The sequence below is a fragment of the Dactylosporangium sp. CS-033363 genome, from assembly GCF_050942475.1.
Lineage (GTDB): Bacteria > Actinomycetota > Actinomycetes > Mycobacteriales > Micromonosporaceae > Dactylosporangium.
In genome coordinates this window covers 4,487,660-4,505,277 of sequence record NZ_CP192032.1, presented here as the reverse complement: position 1 = coordinate 4,505,277, position 17,618 = coordinate 4,487,660, and the positions used below count along the sequence as shown (strand labels likewise).

The 17,618-nt window shown below is 72.1% G+C and carries 16 protein-coding genes; 2 read left to right on the top strand and 14 right to left on the bottom strand.

The window, feature by feature from the left end; genetic code table 11:
• Positions 1-3: 3 nt before the first annotated feature.
• The 7 genes from ACQPZ4_RS20745 to ACQPZ4_RS20715 form a co-directional block, all read right to left on the bottom strand.
• Complete coding sequence (locus ACQPZ4_RS20745) at positions 4-993, bottom strand: LLM class flavin-dependent oxidoreductase (RefSeq protein WP_433063569.1); 990 nt, start codon at positions 991-993, stop codon at positions 4-6.
• A complete protein-coding gene (locus tag ACQPZ4_RS20740; protein WP_433063566.1) occupies positions 990-2,423 on the bottom strand; it encodes a class I adenylate-forming enzyme family protein in 1,434 nt (477 codons plus the stop codon). The genes ACQPZ4_RS20745 and ACQPZ4_RS20740 overlap by 4 nt, the downstream gene beginning before the upstream one ends.
• Positions 2,420-3,400 (bottom strand): LLM class flavin-dependent oxidoreductase, encoded by a 981-nt coding sequence (locus tag ACQPZ4_RS20735; protein WP_433063562.1) that lies wholly within the window; start codon positions 3,398-3,400, stop codon positions 2,420-2,422. Before ACQPZ4_RS20735 ends, ACQPZ4_RS20740 begins: the two co-directional genes overlap by 4 nt.
• The gene (locus tag ACQPZ4_RS20730; protein WP_433063559.1) at positions 3,397-4,458 is read right to left on the bottom strand and encodes an LLM class flavin-dependent oxidoreductase; all 1,062 of its coding nucleotides are present in this window, start codon (positions 4,456-4,458) and stop codon (positions 3,397-3,399) included. Before ACQPZ4_RS20730 ends, ACQPZ4_RS20735 begins: the two co-directional genes overlap by 4 nt.
• A gap of 72 nt (positions 4,459-4,530) precedes the next feature.
• Positions 4,531-5,463 carry an acyl-CoA dehydrogenase family protein gene (locus tag ACQPZ4_RS20725; protein ID WP_433063557.1) on the bottom strand — a complete coding sequence of 311 codons (933 nt, stop codon included), beginning with the start codon at positions 5,461-5,463 and terminating at the stop codon, positions 4,531-4,533.
• Positions 5,464-5,476: 13 nt separating this feature from the next.
• Entirely contained in the window at positions 5,477-6,628 is a 1,152-nt protein-coding gene (locus ACQPZ4_RS20720; RefSeq protein ID WP_433063554.1) for an acyl-CoA dehydrogenase family protein, read from the bottom strand.
• Positions 6,615-8,147, bottom strand: coding sequence for an AMP-binding protein (locus ACQPZ4_RS20715; protein ID WP_433063551.1), 1,533 nt, complete (start codon positions 8,145-8,147; stop codon positions 6,615-6,617). The genes ACQPZ4_RS20720 and ACQPZ4_RS20715 overlap by 14 nt, the downstream gene beginning before the upstream one ends.
• Positions 8,148-8,235: 88 nt before the next feature.
• On the opposite strand from ACQPZ4_RS20715, the gene ACQPZ4_RS20710 reads away from it, so the two are divergent.
• Positions 8,236-9,216, top strand: a complete 981-nt coding sequence (locus ACQPZ4_RS20710) for an MBL fold metallo-hydrolase (RefSeq protein ID WP_433063548.1) — start codon at positions 8,236-8,238, stop codon at positions 9,214-9,216.
• Positions 9,217-9,277: 61 nt separating this feature from the next.
• Positions 9,278-9,952 carry a hypothetical protein gene (locus ACQPZ4_RS20705; protein WP_433063545.1) on the top strand — a complete coding sequence of 225 codons (675 nt, stop codon included), beginning with the start codon at positions 9,278-9,280 and terminating at the stop codon, positions 9,950-9,952.
• Positions 9,953-10,020: 68 nt separating this feature from the next.
• On the opposite strand, the gene ACQPZ4_RS20700 is transcribed toward ACQPZ4_RS20705, so the two are convergent.
• Genes ACQPZ4_RS20700 through ACQPZ4_RS20670 form a run of 7 tightly spaced genes read right to left on the bottom strand, consistent with a single transcriptional unit; the run spans position 10,021 to position 17,618 of the window.
• Positions 10,021-10,632, bottom strand: coding sequence for a YdeI/OmpD-associated family protein (locus ACQPZ4_RS20700; RefSeq protein ID WP_433063542.1), 612 nt, complete (start codon positions 10,630-10,632; stop codon positions 10,021-10,023).
• Positions 10,633-10,658: 26 nt separating this feature from the next.
• Entirely contained in the window at positions 10,659-12,191 is a 1,533-nt protein-coding gene (locus ACQPZ4_RS20695) for a class I adenylate-forming enzyme family protein (RefSeq protein ID WP_433063539.1), read from the bottom strand.
• Positions 12,188-13,669, bottom strand: coding sequence for a class I adenylate-forming enzyme family protein (locus ACQPZ4_RS20690; protein ID WP_433063536.1), 1,482 nt, complete (start codon positions 13,667-13,669; stop codon positions 12,188-12,190). Before ACQPZ4_RS20690 ends, ACQPZ4_RS20695 begins: the two co-directional genes overlap by 4 nt.
• 1 nt (position 13,670) lies before the next feature.
• Complete coding sequence (locus tag ACQPZ4_RS20685) at positions 13,671-14,165, bottom strand: VOC family protein (protein ID WP_433063533.1); 495 nt, start codon at positions 14,163-14,165, stop codon at positions 13,671-13,673.
• 15 nt (positions 14,166-14,180) lie between these two features.
• On the bottom strand, positions 14,181-15,077 hold the full coding sequence (locus tag ACQPZ4_RS20680; RefSeq protein ID WP_433063530.1) for an SDR family NAD(P)-dependent oxidoreductase: 897 nt from the start codon (positions 15,075-15,077) through the stop codon (positions 14,181-14,183).
• The gene (locus ACQPZ4_RS20675; protein ID WP_433063527.1) at positions 15,074-16,258 is read right to left on the bottom strand and encodes an acetyl-CoA acetyltransferase; all 1,185 of its coding nucleotides are present in this window, start codon (positions 16,256-16,258) and stop codon (positions 15,074-15,076) included. Before ACQPZ4_RS20675 ends, ACQPZ4_RS20680 begins: the two co-directional genes overlap by 4 nt.
• Positions 16,248-17,618, bottom strand: coding sequence for a zinc ribbon domain-containing protein (locus ACQPZ4_RS20670; RefSeq protein ID WP_433063524.1), 1,371 nt, complete (start codon positions 17,616-17,618; stop codon positions 16,248-16,250). The genes ACQPZ4_RS20675 and ACQPZ4_RS20670 overlap by 11 nt, the downstream gene beginning before the upstream one ends.

The window sequence follows — 17,618 nt, the reverse complement described above, 5'->3', positions numbered from 1 at the left end:
TCCTTAGTGGTCGAAGGCGGGGAAGACTTCCTTGGCGAACAGGCGCAGCGACGCGCGCACCCGTTCGGCCGGCAGGCCCATCCAGCCGGGCCGGAAGATGAGGTGGTTGAAGCCCAGGTCGCGCAGGTAGCCGATGCGCTCGATGAGCATCTCGGGCGAGCCGAGCAGCAGGGTGTTGAGCACGAGCTCGTCGAAGCGGTCCCGCTGCCAGCGCAGGGCCGGGTACTCCGCGTAGGTGGCGTACTCGCTGCGGGCGTGCGGCAGCCCCTCGGCGACGGCCTGCTCGGTGGTCGGCGCGCAGTACAGCTCGACGCCGACCGGCCGCTCGACGGTCGCGGCGTCCTTGCCGTACTCGGCGAGGGCGGCGTCGTAGACCGCGAGGTGCTCGGGCAGGAACCTCTTGCTCGGGGCGTTGCCGGGCGCGTACCAGGCGTCGCCGAGCCGGGCCGCCCGCCGCACGGCCTTCTTGCCGCCGGCGCCGACCCAGATGGGCGGGCCGCCGGGGGTCAGCGGGCGGACGCCGATCGAGGCGTCCTGCAGCGGGAAGTACTCGCCCTCGTGGGTGACCGGCTTGCCGGACCACAGCGCGCGGATGACCCGCAGGCTCTCGTCCATCCGCCGGAACCGGGTCTCGGGGGCGACGCCGAACGCGGCGAGCTCGTTCTCCCGGTAGCCGGCCCCGACGCCGAGGATGACCCGTCCGCCCGAGAGGTGGTCGAGGGTGGCGAACTCCTCGGCCACGTGCACCGGGTGGAACAGCGGCAGCAGCAGGATGCCGGTGCCGATCTGCATGGTGCCGGTACGCGGAATCAGCGCCGCCATCATCGAGATGGGCTGCGGGGTGGCCAGGTTGGACTGGAAGTGGTTGATCGTCCAGACCGAGTCGTAGCCCAGCTCGGCGGCGAGTTCGACGGTCCCGAACAGCTCGTTCAGGTGCGTGCCGAGGTCCTCGTCGAACGGGTACTGGTGCGAGGCCATGATGCCGAACTTCATGCGCTCGTCTCCTTCGTTCGGCTGACCTTGCCGGCGGCGCTGCGCTCGAGGGCGGCGACGAACTCGACGCGGCGCGGGGTCTTGAAGTGCGCGAGCCGGTCGCGGGCGAACGCCGTGATCCGCTCGGCCAGCTCGGCGTCGGGCACCGCGGCGTCGGGCTCGCGCACGACGAGCGCGACCGGGATCTCGCCGAGGCGCTCGTCGGGCCGGCCGAGCACGCGCACGTCGCGCACGAGCGGGTGCGTGCGCAGCTCGTCCTCGATCTCCTCGGGCCAGACCTGGAAGCCGCCGCACTTGATCATGTCGCGGCTGCGGCCGACCAGGAACAGCACCCCGTCGGCGTCGACGTAGCCGGTGTCGCCGGTGTGCACCCAGCCGTCGCGGACCAGCTCGGCGGAGGCGGCGGCGTCGTCGACGTACCCCTTGGTGAGCTCGGAGCGCACGACGACCTCGCCCTCCTGGCCGACCGGGAGCGCGGTGCCGTCGCCGGCGCGGATCTCCAGCTCGACGCCGGGGTACACCTTGCCCGCCGAGCCCGGCTTCCACAGCCCGGCCTTCATGTCCCGGCCGGTCCAGCCGGCGATGTGGCCGGCCTCGGTCGAGCCGTAGTTGACCAGGATCGGCACGTGGTAGCGCTCCTCGAACGCCTTGCGCACCGGCCAGGAGATCGCCTGCCCGGCCACGAGCACCGACTTCACGCCCGCGAACGGGAGGTCGCGCTCGGCGTGCACGATGTCGAAGACCATGGTGGGCAGGAAGAAGAAGTTGTCGAAGCGGAACCGCTCCATGAGCGCGGCGAGCCGGTCGACGCCGAAGCGCTCCCAGACGACCGCGGCCCGGCCGACGTGGAACGCGAACAGCAGCGAGTGCTGCCCGCCGCTGTGGAACAGCGGCAGCGCGATGAGGTTGGGCTTGGCGTCCGGGGCGGCCGAGAGCTCGGCCTCGGTGCCGGTGGAGACCTTGGCCAGCCGGGCCAGGGAGGCGCGGGTGCCGCCGTGGGTGACGGAGACCGCCTTGGGCCGGCCGGTGGTGGTGCCGCCGGTGAACAGGATGCAGGCCTCGGTGTCGGCGTCCACCGCGGCGGCGGGGACGTCGGCCTCCCGGGTGAAGCTCAGCGTGCCGTGCTCGACGAGCAGCAGGGGCTCGGTCTTGGCCACCGACTCGGCCAGCTCGTCGGCGTTGTAGAGGCTGCTGATCGTGACCGGGACGGCGCCGAGCTTCCAGGCGCCGAATAGGAAGAACGCGATCTCCGGGCCGTTGGTGAGGTAGCAGGCGACCCGGTCCCCGGGGCCGATCCCGTGCTCGCGCAGGTCCTCGGCGACGCCGCCGGCGATCCGGTCGATCTGCGCGAACGTCCAGCTGCGGCCGTCCTCGCCGTACAGGCCGGTGCGGTCGCCGCGGCCCTCGATCAGCCCAGCGAGGTTGATCATGACGTCACCCGCGGGATGACCTCGGCGCCGAAGCGCGCGATCTGCTCCATGGTCTCCTCCTGGCCGGCCCCGACGAACTGCAGGCGCAGCGACACCTCGGTGATGCCGAGCTCGGACTCCCACCGCTGGAGCTTGGCCACGATGTCGTCGGCCGTGCCGACCAGGCAGTCCTCGGCGAGGTACTTCTCGATGTCGATGTTCTGGGCGTCGTCCCACGACTTGTAGCCGGCGTACTGGCGCTGCAGGTCGGGGCGGACGGCGGCCGCGGCGGCGTCGAACGTGTCGCCGATGTAGCCCTCGCGGCTCATCGGCTGCTCGCGCTGGGGCTGGTGGCCGTGTTCTGCCGCCTCAGTCCGGTACACCTGCAGCAGCCTTTGCAGTTCCTCGTCGTTGCCCTTCGGGCCGATCAGCCAGGGGCAGTCGAGGCGGGCCGCGCGGCGGATGGCGGGCTCGGCGAACGCGCCGATCCACAGTGGAGGGCCGCCGGGCTGGACCGGGCGCAGCGCGAGGGAGGCGCCGGGCACCTCGCCCCAGCTGCCGGACGCGTCGAGGGTCTCGCCGCGCCACAGCGCCCGCAGCAGCGGCACGTATTCGCGCAGCCGCCGCAGCCGGTCGTCCCAGGCCACGCCGAACGCGGTCGTCTCGCGCTTGCGGTAGCCGGCCCCGATGCCGACGGTGAGCCGGCCCTTGCTGAGCACGTCGAGGCTGGCGAGGTCCTCGGCGAGCGCGATCGGGTTGAGCAGCGGGGCCAGCAGCACGGCGAAGCCGATCCGGACCCGGGTGGTGGCGTGCGCGACGAACCCCGCGAGGGGCAGCGGCTGGATGAACGCGGACTTGGCCAGGTAGTGGTGGCCGAGGTACACGGCGTGGAAGCCGGCCGCTTCGGCCGCCGCGGCCTGGGTCATGACGTCGTCGATGCCGGCCGACGGGTCGGCGGCCGGGTCGAACTGGGCGCTCAGGAAGCAGCTGACCCTCACCCGACGACCGCCTCGGCCTTGCGGAAATGCGGGATGACCTTGGTGGCGAACTGCTCCATCGACTTGAGTGCGGCCTTGCGGTCCAGCGAGGGGATGCGCAGCCAGCCGATGTAGTGGTTGATGCCGAGCTGCTCGCGCAGCATCTCGATGGTCTCGATGACCCGGTCGGCGGAGCCGAAGTTGCCGCCGTGGGTCAGCGTCTGCTCCAGGGTGAGCAGGTCGATGTTCTTGGCCACGGCCGCGTAGTACTTCTTCTCCTGCTCGAGGGCCTCCTCCGAGCCGGGGATGACCTTGCCGACGGACTTGTAGTAGTTCATCGCCGCCGTGGCCGCCTCGCGCAGCCCGTCCTCGCCCTCGCCGACCCAGACCTGCTGCATGAACGGCACGTCGTAGCCCGACATGTCGAACCCATTCTCGGTCATCGCGTCGCGGTACAGGTTGTAGTTCTTCTGCATGATGCCCAGCGGCGTGAAGTTCGGCGAGGTGATGATGGACTCGCCGACGGCGCCGCGCTCACGGAAGCTGTCCGGGGAGACGGTGCCCTGCAGGATCGGCGGGCCGCCGGGGGTGAACGGCCGCGGATAGGTCGTGATGCCGTCATAGGTGAAGAACTTGCCGTGGTACGAGAAGTTCTCCTGCGACAGCGCCAGCCGCAGCACCTCGAGGGTCTCCTGGTAGCGCTCCTTGGACTCGGCCAGCGGGACGCCGAAGCCGGCGAACTCCTGCGGCTGGTAGCCCCGCCCGACGCCGATGGAGACGCGGCCGCCGCTGAGCACGTCGAGCGCGGCGATGTCCTCGGCCAGGCGCAGCGGGTCGTGCAGCGGCAGCACCAGCACCGCGGTGCCGATGGTGATCCGCTTGGTGCGCTCGGCCACCGCCATGCCGAAGTGCACGGGGCTGCCGAGGATGCCGTACTTCGAGAAGTGGTGCTCCGCGAGCCACACGGAGTCGAAGCCGAGCTCGTCGGCCAGCCCGATCTCCTCGAGGGTCTCCCGCAGCACCTGGTGGTCGGACACGCCGTCGCCCACCGGGAACAGGTTCATGATGCCGAACTTCACGACGTCTCCCAAACTATTCCGACCAGCCGGTATGTTACTGCTCTGAAGCTTTGACCTGCAAGACCTTGGTTGCTACGGGCGGCGCGACTGGACGCGGAGCTCGCCCGTGCGGCGGCGGTGCGACGACCCGCTGCCGCCCAGCGCGTCCAGCACGAACGCGCGGCGCAGGAACAGGTGCGGGTCCGCCTCCATGGTGATGCCCATGCCGCCGTGCACCTGGATGCAGCGCTCGGCCGCGAAGACCGCCGCGTGCCCGGCCGCCGCCTTGGCCGCGTGCACCTGGATCGCCGCGTCGGGCCGGCCGTGCTCGACGGCCCAGGCCGCGTACAGCGTCAGGTCCCACGCCGCCTTGCGGGCCACGGCCGCCTCGGCGAGCTGGAACGCCACGCCCTGGAACGACCCGATGATCCGGCCGAACTGGCGGCGGGTGCGGGCCTGCTCGGCGGCCTTGTCGATGGCGCCCTGGGCGACCCCGCACAGCTGCGCGGCCAGCACGAGCGTGGCGCGCCGCACGCCTTCAGCATGCTGTGTGTCGCTCTTGCGGTAAGCCACCTCGGACAGCGGCACCGACGGGTCGAAGGAGCGCCGTGGCGTCACCGTGGCGTCGACCAGCCCGCCGGGCGCGGCGAAGCCGTCGGCCTGCTCGGCGTACGCGGCGAAGGGGTCCAGCACCGGGGTGAGGACCCGGCGGCCCTCCAGCACCTCGGCCGGGACCTGCGAGTCACTGAGCAGCTGCACCGCCGCCGCGTGGAACGGGAAGCGGCTCGGCACCAGCGACTCGCCGAGCGCCTCGACCGCGACCATCAGGTCGATCAGGGCGGAGCCGACGCCGCCGGCCGCCTCGGGCACGCCGAGCAGACCGAAGTCGGCGAGCAGCGGCGCGTCGCACGAGGGGGCCCGCCACGGGGCGCTCAGCGCGTCGCGGGCGGTGAAGTCCGCGTCCTCGACGATGGCGCGGACCGTCTTGGCGATCTCCAGCTGTTCCTGGGTGAAGGTGGCTCGCATCGGGCGGCTCCGCTCAACGGGAGCGGGGCAGGCCGAGGACCCGCTCCGCGAGGATGGACTTCTGGACTTCCTCGGTGCCGCCCTCGATGGTGTGGGCGCGCGAGCGCAGGTAGCGGCGCATCCGGGCGGCCGCCCCGGCGCCGTCGAGCAGCACCCCGCCGGCCTCGTCGAGCTGCACGGCGAGCCGGTTGGCCCGCTGCACCGTGCCGGCCCAGAGGCTCTTGAGCGCCGACGTCTCAGGTCCCGGCACGCCGCCGGCCCGGCTCTCGCCGATCATGCGCATGGAGCCGATCCGTACCGCCTCCGCGTCGCACTGCAGCTGCCCGACGGTGTCCAGGAACGCGGCGTCGCCGTCCAGCCCCCGCTCGATCGCGAGGTCGACGATCCGGTCGACGGCCTGGCGGGCCCAGACCCACAGGTTCAGCGCCATGCTGCCCCGCTCGAAGGCGAGGGTGGTGAGCGCGACCTTCCAGCCGTTGCCGACGCCGCCGAGCACGTCCTCGTCCGGCACGAACACGTCGTCGAGGAACATCTCGTTGAACTCGGTGTCGCCGTTGATCATCACCAGCGAGCGGACGGTGAACCGGTCCATCGGCGCCAGCAGGTAGGAGATGCCCGCGTGCTTGGGCGCGTCCGGATCGGTGCGGGCCAGCAGCAGGCACTTCGACGCGTTGTGGGCGTTCGACGTCCAGATCTTCGAGCCGTTGACCAGCCAGCCGCCGTCGACCTTGCGCGCGGCGGTGCGCAGGCTGGCCAGGTCCGAGCCGGACTCGGGCTCGCTGAAGCCCTGGCACCAGTACGTCTCCCCGCGCAGAATGCCCGGCAGGTGGCGGGCCTGCTGCTCGGCGGTACCGTGCGCGATGATCGTCGGCCCGGCCAGCATCATGCCGACGCCGTTGAGCGGGTACGGCGCCCCGCGCACCGCGGCCTCCTCGTTGAAGATGGCCTGGGCGAGCGCGTCCAGGCCCCGCCCGCCGTGCTCCACCGGCCAGGAGAGCCCGGCCCAGCCGCCGGCGCAGAGCCGGTCCTGCCAGACCCGCGACCACGACTCGCGCTCGGCCTGGTCCAGCTCCTCCTGGTCGGGCACGTCGGCGAGGGCCTCGTCGAGCCAGCCGCCGACCTCGCGCCGGAACGCCAGATCGGCCTCGCTGTCATCGAAGTCCATGCGTTACCTCCAGCCGTGCCTTGTACAGCTTGCCGTTGGGGTCGCGGGGCAGGGCGGGGCTCACGACGTACGACACCGGGCGCTTCGGCTTGGCCAGCCGCTGCTCCAGGTGCGCGCGGATGCCCGCCACGGCCGCGTCGGGCTCGGGGGCGCCGTCGCGCAGCACGATGTGCGCCTGCGGCACCTCGCCGAACTCGGGGTCGGGCGCGCCGATCACGGCGGCGTCGGCCACCCACTCGTGCGCGACCAGCTCGGCCTCGATCTCGGCCGGGTAGACGTTCACGCCGCCGACCAGGATCAGCTCCGCGGCCCGCCCGGTGATGTAGAGGAAGCCGTCGGCGTCGACGTGCCCGACGTCCCAGACCGTCATCAGGCCGTCGCGGCGGGCGCCGTCGGTCTTGCCCGGGTCGTTGTGGTACTCGACCTTGTCCTCGCCCTGCCGCATGTACACGATCCCGGTCTCCCCCACCGGCACCTCGTGCCCGTCGGCGTCGAGGATGCGCAGGGTGGAGATGGACGCCGGGCGCCCGACGGTGCCGGGGTGGGCGAGCCACTCCTTCGGCCGCGCGATCGTGGTGCCGACCTCGGTGCTGCCGTAGTACTCGTAGACGACCGGCCCGAACCAGTCCATGATCCGCTGCTTGATCTCGCGCGGGCACGGCGCCGCCCCGTGCAGGACGTAGCGCAGGGACGAGATCTCGTACCGGTCGCGCACCTCCGCCGGCAGCTGCAGCAGCCGGTAGAAGTGGGTGGGCACCATGCTGGTGCCGGTGACGCGCTGCTGGTCGACCCGGGCCAGGAAGCCCTCGGCGGTCCAGCCGTCCATCAGCACCATCGTCCCGCCGGCGTGCAGCGCGCCCATGGCCGGCGTGATGTTGGCCGAGTGGTACAGCGGCGCGGAGACCAGCCACGAGGCGAACGCGGGCCGCTGCATGCCGAACTCGTTGAACAGCCACACATAGGCCAGCGCCCCGGTGTCGGCGTCGATCCCGCTCAGCGGCCGCTTGACGCCCTTCGGCCGGCCTGTCGTCCCGGAGGTGTACATCATGAGCGAACCCGCCGGCGTCTCGTCCGGGCTGGTCGCGGGCATGCCGTCGGTGAGGGTTGTCAACGATGGCGCGCTGTTCGACTCGCCGTCGACGTAGACCTTCGTCCCGGGCCCGGCGGCGGCGATCGCGATCTCCTCGACCCGCTCGGAGGCGACCACGACCTTGGCCCCGCTGTCGGCCAGGATGTACTCGACCTCGGGCGCCGTGAGGTGGTAGTTGAGGGTCACCAGGTACAGGCCGGACTGCATCGCGGCGAGGTACAGGGCGACGAAGCCCGGGCTGTTGGTCATCACGGCCGCGACGGTGTCGCCGACCTCGAGCCCGTCGCGCTCGCGCAGCCCGTGCGAGATGCGATTGACCTCGGCGTAGAGCTCGCCGTAGGTGATCCGCCGGTCGTCGGCGGTCACGATCGCGCACAGGTCCGGCTCGGCGGCGGCCCAGAGCCGGAAGCCGGTCCGCTCCTCGCTCATCGGACTCCTCCTGCTGTGTTCGTTCGCCGGTGGATTAGATTCCGACCATCCGGTATGTTGGCGCCAACAGTAAGGGAGCCGTCCGACGATGTCCATACCCGCGATCGAGGCGCACGAGGCGAGCTGGCGCGCCCGCGAAGTGCCGGAACCCGCCCAGGTCGTCCCGGGTGTGTGGGCCGTGCCGATCCCGCTGAACGGCCACGCCCTGCGCTCGATCACGGTCTTCCTGGCCGAGACCCGCGACGGCCCGGTGCTGATCGACGCGGGCTACGCGCACTCCTCGTGCTGGACCGCGTTCCAGGCCTCCCTGGCGGTCATCGGGCACCGGGTGGAGTCCATCCGCGCCGTCCTGCTGACCCACAACCATCCCGACCACGTGGGCTTCGCCGACCGCGTCCGCGCCGCCTCGGGCGCGACGATCGCGATGGGCCGCGCCGACGACTTCGCCCGCGTGGCGGCGGAGCGCGGCGGCTTCCTGGAGCAGCTGCGCCGCAGCCTGGACCTGACCGGCGCCCCGTCCTCGGTCACGGACGCGATGTACACCGAGGCCCTGGGCGTGGCCAAGCACCGCGAGGACCTGCAGCTCGACGTCGAGCTGGCCGGCGAGCAGGAGCTGGACTTCGGCGACGTGACGATCCGCGCCGTACCCGCCCCCGGCCACACCTACGGCCACACGGTCTTCCTGGACTCCCGCGGCGTCCTGTTCACCGGCGACACCATGATGGCCGAGGGACCGACGCAGCTGGCGATCGTGAGCCGGCCGTCCGACGACCCGGCCGGGGACCTGCTCGCCACGCTGACCCGCATCGGCACGCTGGGCGCTTCCGTCGCGTGCCCGGCGCACCAGTTCCCGTACGAGGACGTGGCGGCGCGCGCTGCCGCGCTGCACGCGTTCCACGCGGACGAGGTCGAGCAGGTGCGCGCCCTGGCTTCCGAGAACGCCGCGGCGTGGACGATCGCGCCGCACCTGACCTGGAAGAAGCCGTGGGACGAGCTGGGGCCGGGCACCCGCCGCTTCGCCCTGATGCACACCCTCGCCCTGCTGCGCCACATTCACGGACAACGCTAGCCGGACTGGGTCGCCTGAGTGGTCGATGCCGTTCCGTGTATGCGATGAATACGCTCCGCATGTGACGGATCAACCGCCGGTGCGGTCGCGGGGGCGCATGGTGACGGGGCTCGTGGTCGCGGTCGTGGCGCTCGGCGTGACGGTCGTGGCGCTGGTCGTCTTGGTGGTGTCGGGGCGGTCCGGGGCCGAGCCGTCCGCGCAGGCCTCGCCTTCCGCCGAGGGGCCCAGCATGCCACTGGCGGCGCCCATGGCGGTCAGCGAGGCGCCGTCCGCCACGCCGTCCAGTTCTTCCGATGTGGGGCGGGCGCTGCGGTACCTCGACGAGCTGGAACCCGCCCGCACGCACGGGTGTGCCAGCGCGTGGGAGGGTTCGTTCGTCATCGGGGACCATCGGCTGGATCGCAGCGTTTCGCTCTCGGCCGCGCCGTGTGCCGACGGAGGCGTGAACTATCTCGAGTACGCGCTCGACGCCACGCAGGGGTGCACCCACTTCAGCGCCGTGGTCGGGGTGCCGAACAGCCAGTACGAGAAGCTGCGGGCGTCCCTCGAGGTGGACGTCGACGGGGAGACGGTGCTGTCGGGGCAGGCGTTCGCGCGGGGGGTCAGCCGGCAGGTCGAGGTGACCATTCAGCCGGACGCGACCATCCGGCTCTCGCTGCAGAACACCACCCCGGACGCCGGCCTGTCCCCGGTCACCGGCGTCTTCGGCAACGCCATGCTCACCTGCGCGGCCTGACCCGGCCCGGCGCAACGCGCCCGGAACCGCCTGTTGCTCGTCGACGGCGTGGAAGGCGTGCGTGTCCGTCACGACGTCGGGGGGTTCGCCGGTCTGGCGCGCTGGGGGTGGATCGTCTCGTGGCGGGCCAGCATCGCCACGAACTCGGCGATCTTCTGGGTCCGCGTCCCGGCCCGTTTCACGGCGTTGACGCGGGTGATCAGCGAGAAGCGGTTGGCCTTGGTGAGCACGTCGAACATGGCCTGCGCCGCCGGCACCGCGGCGATCGCGGCGTACAGGTCGGCCGGCACCTCCGCCTCGGACGACGCCGCATACGCGGCCGCCCACCGGCCGTCGGCCTTCGCGGCCTCCACCACGGCGCGGCCGGCGGGCAGCATCAGCCCGGCCGCCTCCAACCGGGCCACATTGGCCACATTGCGCTGCGACCAGACGCTGCGCGGTCGGCGCGGGGTGAACCGCCGCCAGGAACTCTCCGCGTCGCGCTTGCGGGCCTGCCCGTCGATCCAGCCGAAGCACAGTGCCTCGTCGACCGCCTGCTCCCAGGTCAGCGTGGTGACGGAGCCGCCCTTCCGGCCCAGGGCGAGCCACACGCCCGGCGAGGCGTCGTGGTTGTCCAGCAGCCACGCCCGCAGCGCCGCATCATCGGCCACGACCAGCTCGTCCAGCTGTGCTCCCGTCACCGCTGCAGGCTAATACCCGGTGAAGCTCAGTACTTCCAGTCCGGAGTCATCGTCGGGCGCAGATCGCGGAGCGTGCGCTTGAGGACCTTGCCCGACGGGTTGGTCGGGAACTCCTCGACGATGTAGATCTCCTTCGGGAGCTTGAACTTGCCGAGGCGTTCGCGGGCGTGCTCGATCAGGGCCTCCGGCGTGAGCCCGGGGCGGCCGATGACGAAGGCGACCGGGACCTCCTGCCACTTCGGGTCGGGGGCGCCCACCACCGAGGCGGCCAGCACGAGCGGGTGGTCGGCCAGGACGTTCTCGATCTCGGCGCTGGACATGTTCTCGCCGCCGCTGCGGATCATGTCCTTGAGGCGGTCGCGGATGTACAGGTAGCCGTCCTCGTCGAAGCAGCCGACGTCGCCGGTGTGGAACCAGCCGTTGCGGAATGCGGTCGCCGTGGCGTCGGGGTCGTCGAGGTAGCCGGGGCTGACCTTCGGGCCGCGGGCGACCACCTCGCCGTCGACGCCCACCGGGACGTCGGCGTCGAAGGCGTCGACCACGCGGACCTGGACCCACGGCACCGGGATGCCGACCGAGCCCTGTTTGGACTCCATGTGCGCCTGGTCGAGGTAGGTCAGGCCGCTGCAGGTCTCGGTCAGGCCGTACCCCTCGATGAGGCGCGCGTTGGGGAAGAGCCCGCGGGCCACGCCGAACAGCGCGGTGGTCACCTGCGAGTAGATGAGCCAGCGTACCGAGGACAGGTCGGCCGCCTCGGCCTCGCTCGCCCGGCGGACCATGTCGAGCATGGTCGCGGCCATCACCATGCCGGTGATGCGCTCGGACTCGATCGCGCGCAGGACGGCGGCCGGGTCGAAGCGGCGCTGCAGCACCATGCAGCCGCCGACGTGCCAGATGCCGTAGCCGGGCAGGTCGGTGCCGCCGACGTGGTACAGCGGGGCGAAGTTGAGGATGCGGTCGCCGGCCCGCAGGCCGAGCTCGACGATCTGGGCGTGCATGTTCATGTTCACGTTGCCGTGGGTGAGCATGACGCCCTTGGGCAGGCTGGTCGTCCCGCTGGTGTAGATGATCCGCTGCAGCGCGTCATCCGACAAATCCGAATCGTCCACTTTGTGTCCGATAAATCCGGACAAAAGCCCACGCAAATCGACCCAACCGTCGTCGATCGGCTCCAACGCCAAACGCCGAACAGCAGGAAGGTCCACCAATGCGGCCGCCGTCAGCGACGCGAACTCCGGCACCGTAGCGACCGCATCGACATGCGCGTGGCCGAGCAGGTGCGCGAGTTCGGACGGGGTCAGCCGATAGTTCAGCGGTACGAAAACGGCCCCGAGCTTCGAAAGCGCGAGGGAGAGGATCAGGAACTCGGGGACATTGTTGGCGATGATGGCGACCCGGCTCGACCGCTGCACGCCCAAGGACAACAGCCCCGCCGCCAACGCGTTCACGTCGTCGTCGAGCTGCTTGTGGGTCCAGCGCCGCCCCTCGAAGACCAGGGCGTCCTCGTCGGCGAAACGGCGCGCGTTGCCGGCCAGCATCGCGGCGATGTTCGCGGTCATGCCGTCTCCCGCAGGCTCTTCTTGAGCACCTTGCCGGAGTCGTTGCGCGGCAGCGACTCCACGAGCTGCACGTACTTCGGCACCTTGAACTTGGCCAGGTTCGCCAGGCAGTGCGCCCGGATGTCCTCGCCGGTGGAGCGGGCGCCGGGATGCAGGATGACGAACGCCTTCGGCACCTCGTCCCACTGCGGGTCGGCCACCCCGATGACGGCGACCTCGGCGACGTCCGGGTGCTGGGCGATGACCCGCTCGACCTCGGCGCTGGCGATGTTCTCCCCGCCGGACTTGATGAGATCGGTGCGGCGGTCGACGAACCAGAGGTACCCGTCCTCGTCGATCCGGCCCACGTCGCCGGTCAGGAACCAGCCGTCGCGGCGGGTGCGCTTGGTGGTCTCCTCGTCCCGCCAGTACCCGGGCGAGATCTTCTCCCCGCGCACGATGAGCTCGCCCTCCACACCCGGCGCGACCTCGCGGAAGTGCTGGTCGACGATGCGGATGTGGACACCCGGGAACGGGGCCCCGAGCGCGCCCATCTTCGGCTCCTCGTGGGCGGCGTCCATGTACGTCACGCCGTTGCAGCACTCGGTCATGCCGAACGTGTCGATGAGCCGCACGTGCGGCAGCCGCGCCTTCACCTTGCGCCGCACGCTCGGCGCGACGCCGGCGAAGAGCAGGTACCGCAGCGACCCGAGGTCCGGCGCCGGATCGAGGTCGAGCATGCCGAACAGGATCTGGGCCGCGAGCACCATCCCGGTGATCCGCTCGGCGGTGGCGATCGCGGCGATGTCCGGCGCCTTGAACGTCGGGGTGAGCACCATCGTCGCGCCGGCCACGAAGATCGCCAGGCCGGGCGCCTCCAGGCCGGAGACGTGGAACAGCGGCGCCGAGATGAGGATCCGGTCGTGCTGGGTGAGCTCCAGCTCGAGGACCTGGGCGCGGTGGTTGGCGGCGACGTTGCCGCACGTGTGGATGACGCCCTTCGGATGCGCGGTGGTCCCCGAGGTGTACAGCAACCGGTGCACGTCCCCGGCCGCCTTCTCGGCGTCGGGGACGCGCACGCCGAGCGGCTGCCCGGCGAGCAGCTCCTCGAGCCGCCGCGGGCCGACGAGCACCCGCAGGCCGGGCAGCGCCTCGGCGATGCCGGCGAAGTCGTCGTCGTGCAGCACGACCGCGATGCCGGCCTGGGATACGACGTAGGACTGCTCGGCCGCGTGCAGCCGCCAGTTCAGCGGCACCGCGATCGCCCCGATCCGGGCCAGCGCCAGCAGTTCGAGCACGTACGTGGCCGTGTTGCGGGCCAGGATCCCGACCAGGTCGGCCGGCGTGATCCCGGCCGCGAGCAGGGCGGCCGCGTGCCGGTCGACGTCGGCGTCGAGCTCGGCGTAGGTCCACCGCCGCTCGCCGTCGACCAGGGCCTCCCGCCCGGACCGGCGCAGCGCCTGGACCCGCAGCACCTCGGCGAAGTTGCTGGTCGCCATGTCAGCTGCCGTTCTCGGCCCGGTAGGCGAGGATCTCCTCGCGGCTGGGCAGCGACACGAACTCGAGCAGGTTGCCGTCGAGGTCGCGGCAGGCGAACGCGGTGATGTACCCGTAGTTCTCCAGCAGCACCCGGTTGGGCTTGCCCAGCATCTCGGCGCCGAGGCCCTCGATGCGCCGGTGCAGGTCCTCGATCTCGTCGACCGGCACCTCGAAGCTGAGCAGGAACGTCCCCAGCTCCAGGTGCCCGGCGGTCGCCGTGCGGGTCTTGGTGCCGCTCCACTCGATGAGCTCGAGCTGCCCGACGCGGGTCGGGCCCTGCATGTACTGCACCTTCCCGGTCGTCCCGGCCGGAAGCCCGAGCGAGACCTCGATCCCGGGCCCGCCGACATCGCTGCGCAGGGTGCGGCGGTAGCCGAGGGCCTGCTCGTAGAAGTCCGCGGCCCGCTCGACGTCGGAGACCGTCATGGCCACGTGGTGCACTTCGGAGACGGGCATGAACAAGAACCCTTCTTACTGGGACAGCGCTTTTTGGATCAGCTCGATCTCGTCGGCACCCGACGTCGGGACGATGAAGTCGTCCAAGCGGCAGATGTCGTCGAGGTTGGCGAGGATGTCGTCGGGCGAGGCGGGCTCGCGGCCGGAGTACCAGCCGGGGGTGACGCCGAGGAAGATCCGCCCGACCCGGCCCCCGCCGACGGTCAGGATGTGCCGGTTGAGCTCGCACTGCTCGGAGGCGAGGAACGTGCCCACGGCGGCGACGTGGCGCGGGTCGAACCGGTCGGCCAGCTCGCCGAGCAGCCCGTCGGTCATCCGGGTGGCCGCGGTCGGGGCGATGGTGTTGACCAGGATGCCGCGGCGGGCGCCCTCCAGGGACAGCACGTGCATGAGCCCGACCAGGCCGGCCTTGGCCGCGCCGTAGTTGGCCTGGCCGAAGTTGCCCAGCAGGCCCGACGAGGAGCTGGTGAGCACGATGCGGCCGTAGCCCTGCCCGGCCATCAGCGGCCAGGCCGGGCGCAGCACGTTGAACGCGCCGGTGAGGTGCACGTCGATGACGGACTGGACGTCGTCGTCGGAGAGCTTGGCCAGGGTGCGGTCGCGCAGGATGCCGGCGTTGTGGATGACGGCGTCCACGCGGCCGAAGGCGTCCATGGCCCGGCGCACCAGCGAGGCCCCGCCGTCGGGGGTGGCGATCGAGTCGGTGGAGGCTTCGGCGGTACCGCCGGCAGCTCGAATCTCTTCCACGACGCGCTCGGCCGCGCCACCGCTGCCGGACCCGTCGAGGGCCCCGCCGAGATCGTTGACCACGACCTTGGCGCCGTGCTCGGCCAGGGACAGCGCGTGGGCGCGGCCGATGCCGTTGCCCGCGCCCGTCACGATGACCACCCGATCGTCGAGCCTGACGCTCATCGCTCACTCCCCAGCACGGCAACGAAGGCGACGCAGGAGCCGGGCTGGCCGCCGAGGTTCTGGGCGACGGCGAGCCGGGCGCCGGGCACCTGCCGCTCCCCCGCCTCGCCGCGCAGCTGGGTGAAGCACTCGAACATCATCCGCAGCCCGGTCGCGCCGATCGGGTGGCCGAACGACTTCAGCCCGCCGTCGGTGTTGACCGGCAGCGCCCCGCCCAGGTCGTACCGGCCGTCGAGGATGTCCCGCCAGGCCTTGCCGCGCTCGGAGAAGCCGAGGTCCTCCATGAGTACGACCTCGGTCGGGGTGAAGCAGTCGTGCACCTCGGCGAGGGAGATCTGGCTCGCCGGGTCGGTGACGCCGGCCTGCTCGTAGGCCTGCCCGGCGGCCGCGACGACCTCGGGGAAGGTGGTGAAGTCGTAGCCGTCGGTGGCCAGGCCCGCCCCGGAGCCGGCCACGAAGCCCATGCCGCGCAGGAAGATCGGCTTGTCGGTGTACCGGTACGCGTCCTCGGCCCGCACCAGGATCGCCGCGGCGGCGCCGTCGGAGACGCCGGAGCAGTCCATGACGCCGAGCGGGCCGGCGATGCGCGGGCCGCCCTCGACCTGTTCGGCGGTGACCGCCTTGCGGAACTGGGCCCGCGGGTTGAGCGCGCCGTTGGCGTGGTTCTTCATCGCCACCCGGGTCAGGGCGCCGCGCAGGCCGCGGTCGTCGACGCCGTACGCCTCCTGGTAGGCCGGGGCCAGCAGCGAGAAGCCGGCCGGGGCGGTCCAGTCGACGTCGGTGCCGTCGGCCGGCGGGTACACCGCGGACAGCCCGGACTGCGAGGCGTCCTTGAGCTTCTCCACGCCGGTCGCCATCACCATGTCGTACGCCCCGGAGGCGACCGCGAAGGCCGCGTTGCGGAACGCCTCGGAGCCGGTGGCGCAGTAGTTCTCGACCCGGGTGACGGGCTTGCCGACCAGCCGCAGCGGCCGGGCCAACGTCTGCCCGGACATGCCCGAGCCCTGGGTGCCGACCCAGAACGCGTCGATGTCGTCGAGCCCGGCGTCCGCCAGGTTGCCGACGCACTCCTGCACGGCGTCGACGAGCAGGTCGTCGGCCGAGGAGTTCCAGTGGTCGCGGAACGGGGTGCAGCCCATCGCGACGATCGCGACGTCGTGGGCCATGCGCCTACTCGCCATCGGTGCTGTCCTTTGCGGGTCGCAGCTTCCAGAAGTAGTTGTGGATGCCGTCGGTCGTCCACATGCGACGGAACGTCGGCTCCATCGCGGTGCCGACGGCGATCGCGCCGGTGCCGGGGGTGGCGTAGGCGCTGAGCCGTCCGCCGCCGTCGAAGTCCACGACCACGATCGCGACGTCCGGCTCGGGCATCGTGGTGAGGTGGTCGCGGGTGACCGAGACGACCGTCGCGGTCCTGTCGCGCAGGGAGACCTTGGCGGTGCCGTCGCCGGCGATCCCGCACGCGGCGCAGACCCGGCTGGGCGGGGTGGTGACCTTCCCGCAGGCGCCGCACTGGCTGCCTTCGAGGCGGTACTTCCAGCCCGCGCGGCGGACCATCGGCGGTGCCGCGGGCGCGGGGGCCGCCGGGCGGGCCGGGCCCTGCACGTCGAGCAGGCCGCGCCAGCGCAGGTACCGCCCGTAGCCGAGCTCCTCCCGCGCCTCGAGCTGCGCCCGCACGGACGGGCCGGAGCGGGCCTCCCGCACGCCGGCGCCGGCCCGGAACACGAACGCGTCGGCGCCCTCGGTCGCCGAGACCAGCAGGATGCTCTGCCCCGGCTCGGCCCGGTCGAGGGCGTCGGCGAGCAGCAGGCCGGGGTGGGCGGCGCCGGTGAACCCGGTGGCCTTCTCCAGCTTGCCGTCCTCGCCGGACCCGCCGAGCGCGCGGCGCAGGGCCGCGGCCGCGCGGGCGTTGGACGAGGAGACGACGACGTGGTCGGCCGCGTCGAGCCCGGCCGCGGTCAGGGCGCGCCGCGCGGCGTCGAGGCCGGCCGCGGCGAGGATGTCGGCCGTGAACCGCTCGTCCCACACCCGGTCGTGCCGCTCGCCGGGCAGCCGCCAGCGTTCGAGGAGCTCGGTGGTGTGCCCGGCCCGGGCGAGCAGTTCCGCCGCCCGTTCGCCGCCGCCGGTGAAGGCGGCCGCGGCGTCGCCCTGGGCCAGCTCGTCGGGGGCGCCGGGCCTGGTGGTGCGCAGGTCGGCCAGGGCGGCGTACCCGCCGGCCCGGGTGACGAGGTCGAGGGCCGTGGCGCCGGAGCGGTGGCCGCGCAGGTCGAGCGCGGCGACGCCCGCGTCCAGGCCCAGGGCCTCGTGGACCACACCGGCCGAGGTCTTCGCCTCGTACGGGGCGCTGGTCGTGGCCAGCAGCAGGCGGTCTCCGGAAGGATCGGACAGCTGCCGCAGGGCCTCGACGGCCATGGTGATGACGTCCTCGTCGAAGCCCGCGACGGACCGGGCGATGCCGCGCGAGCGCGGTGGGCCGTCGAGGGTGTTGTGGGTGAGCGCGTACGCCGGGAGGTAGGCCGCGTAGGCGTCGATGCCTGCCAT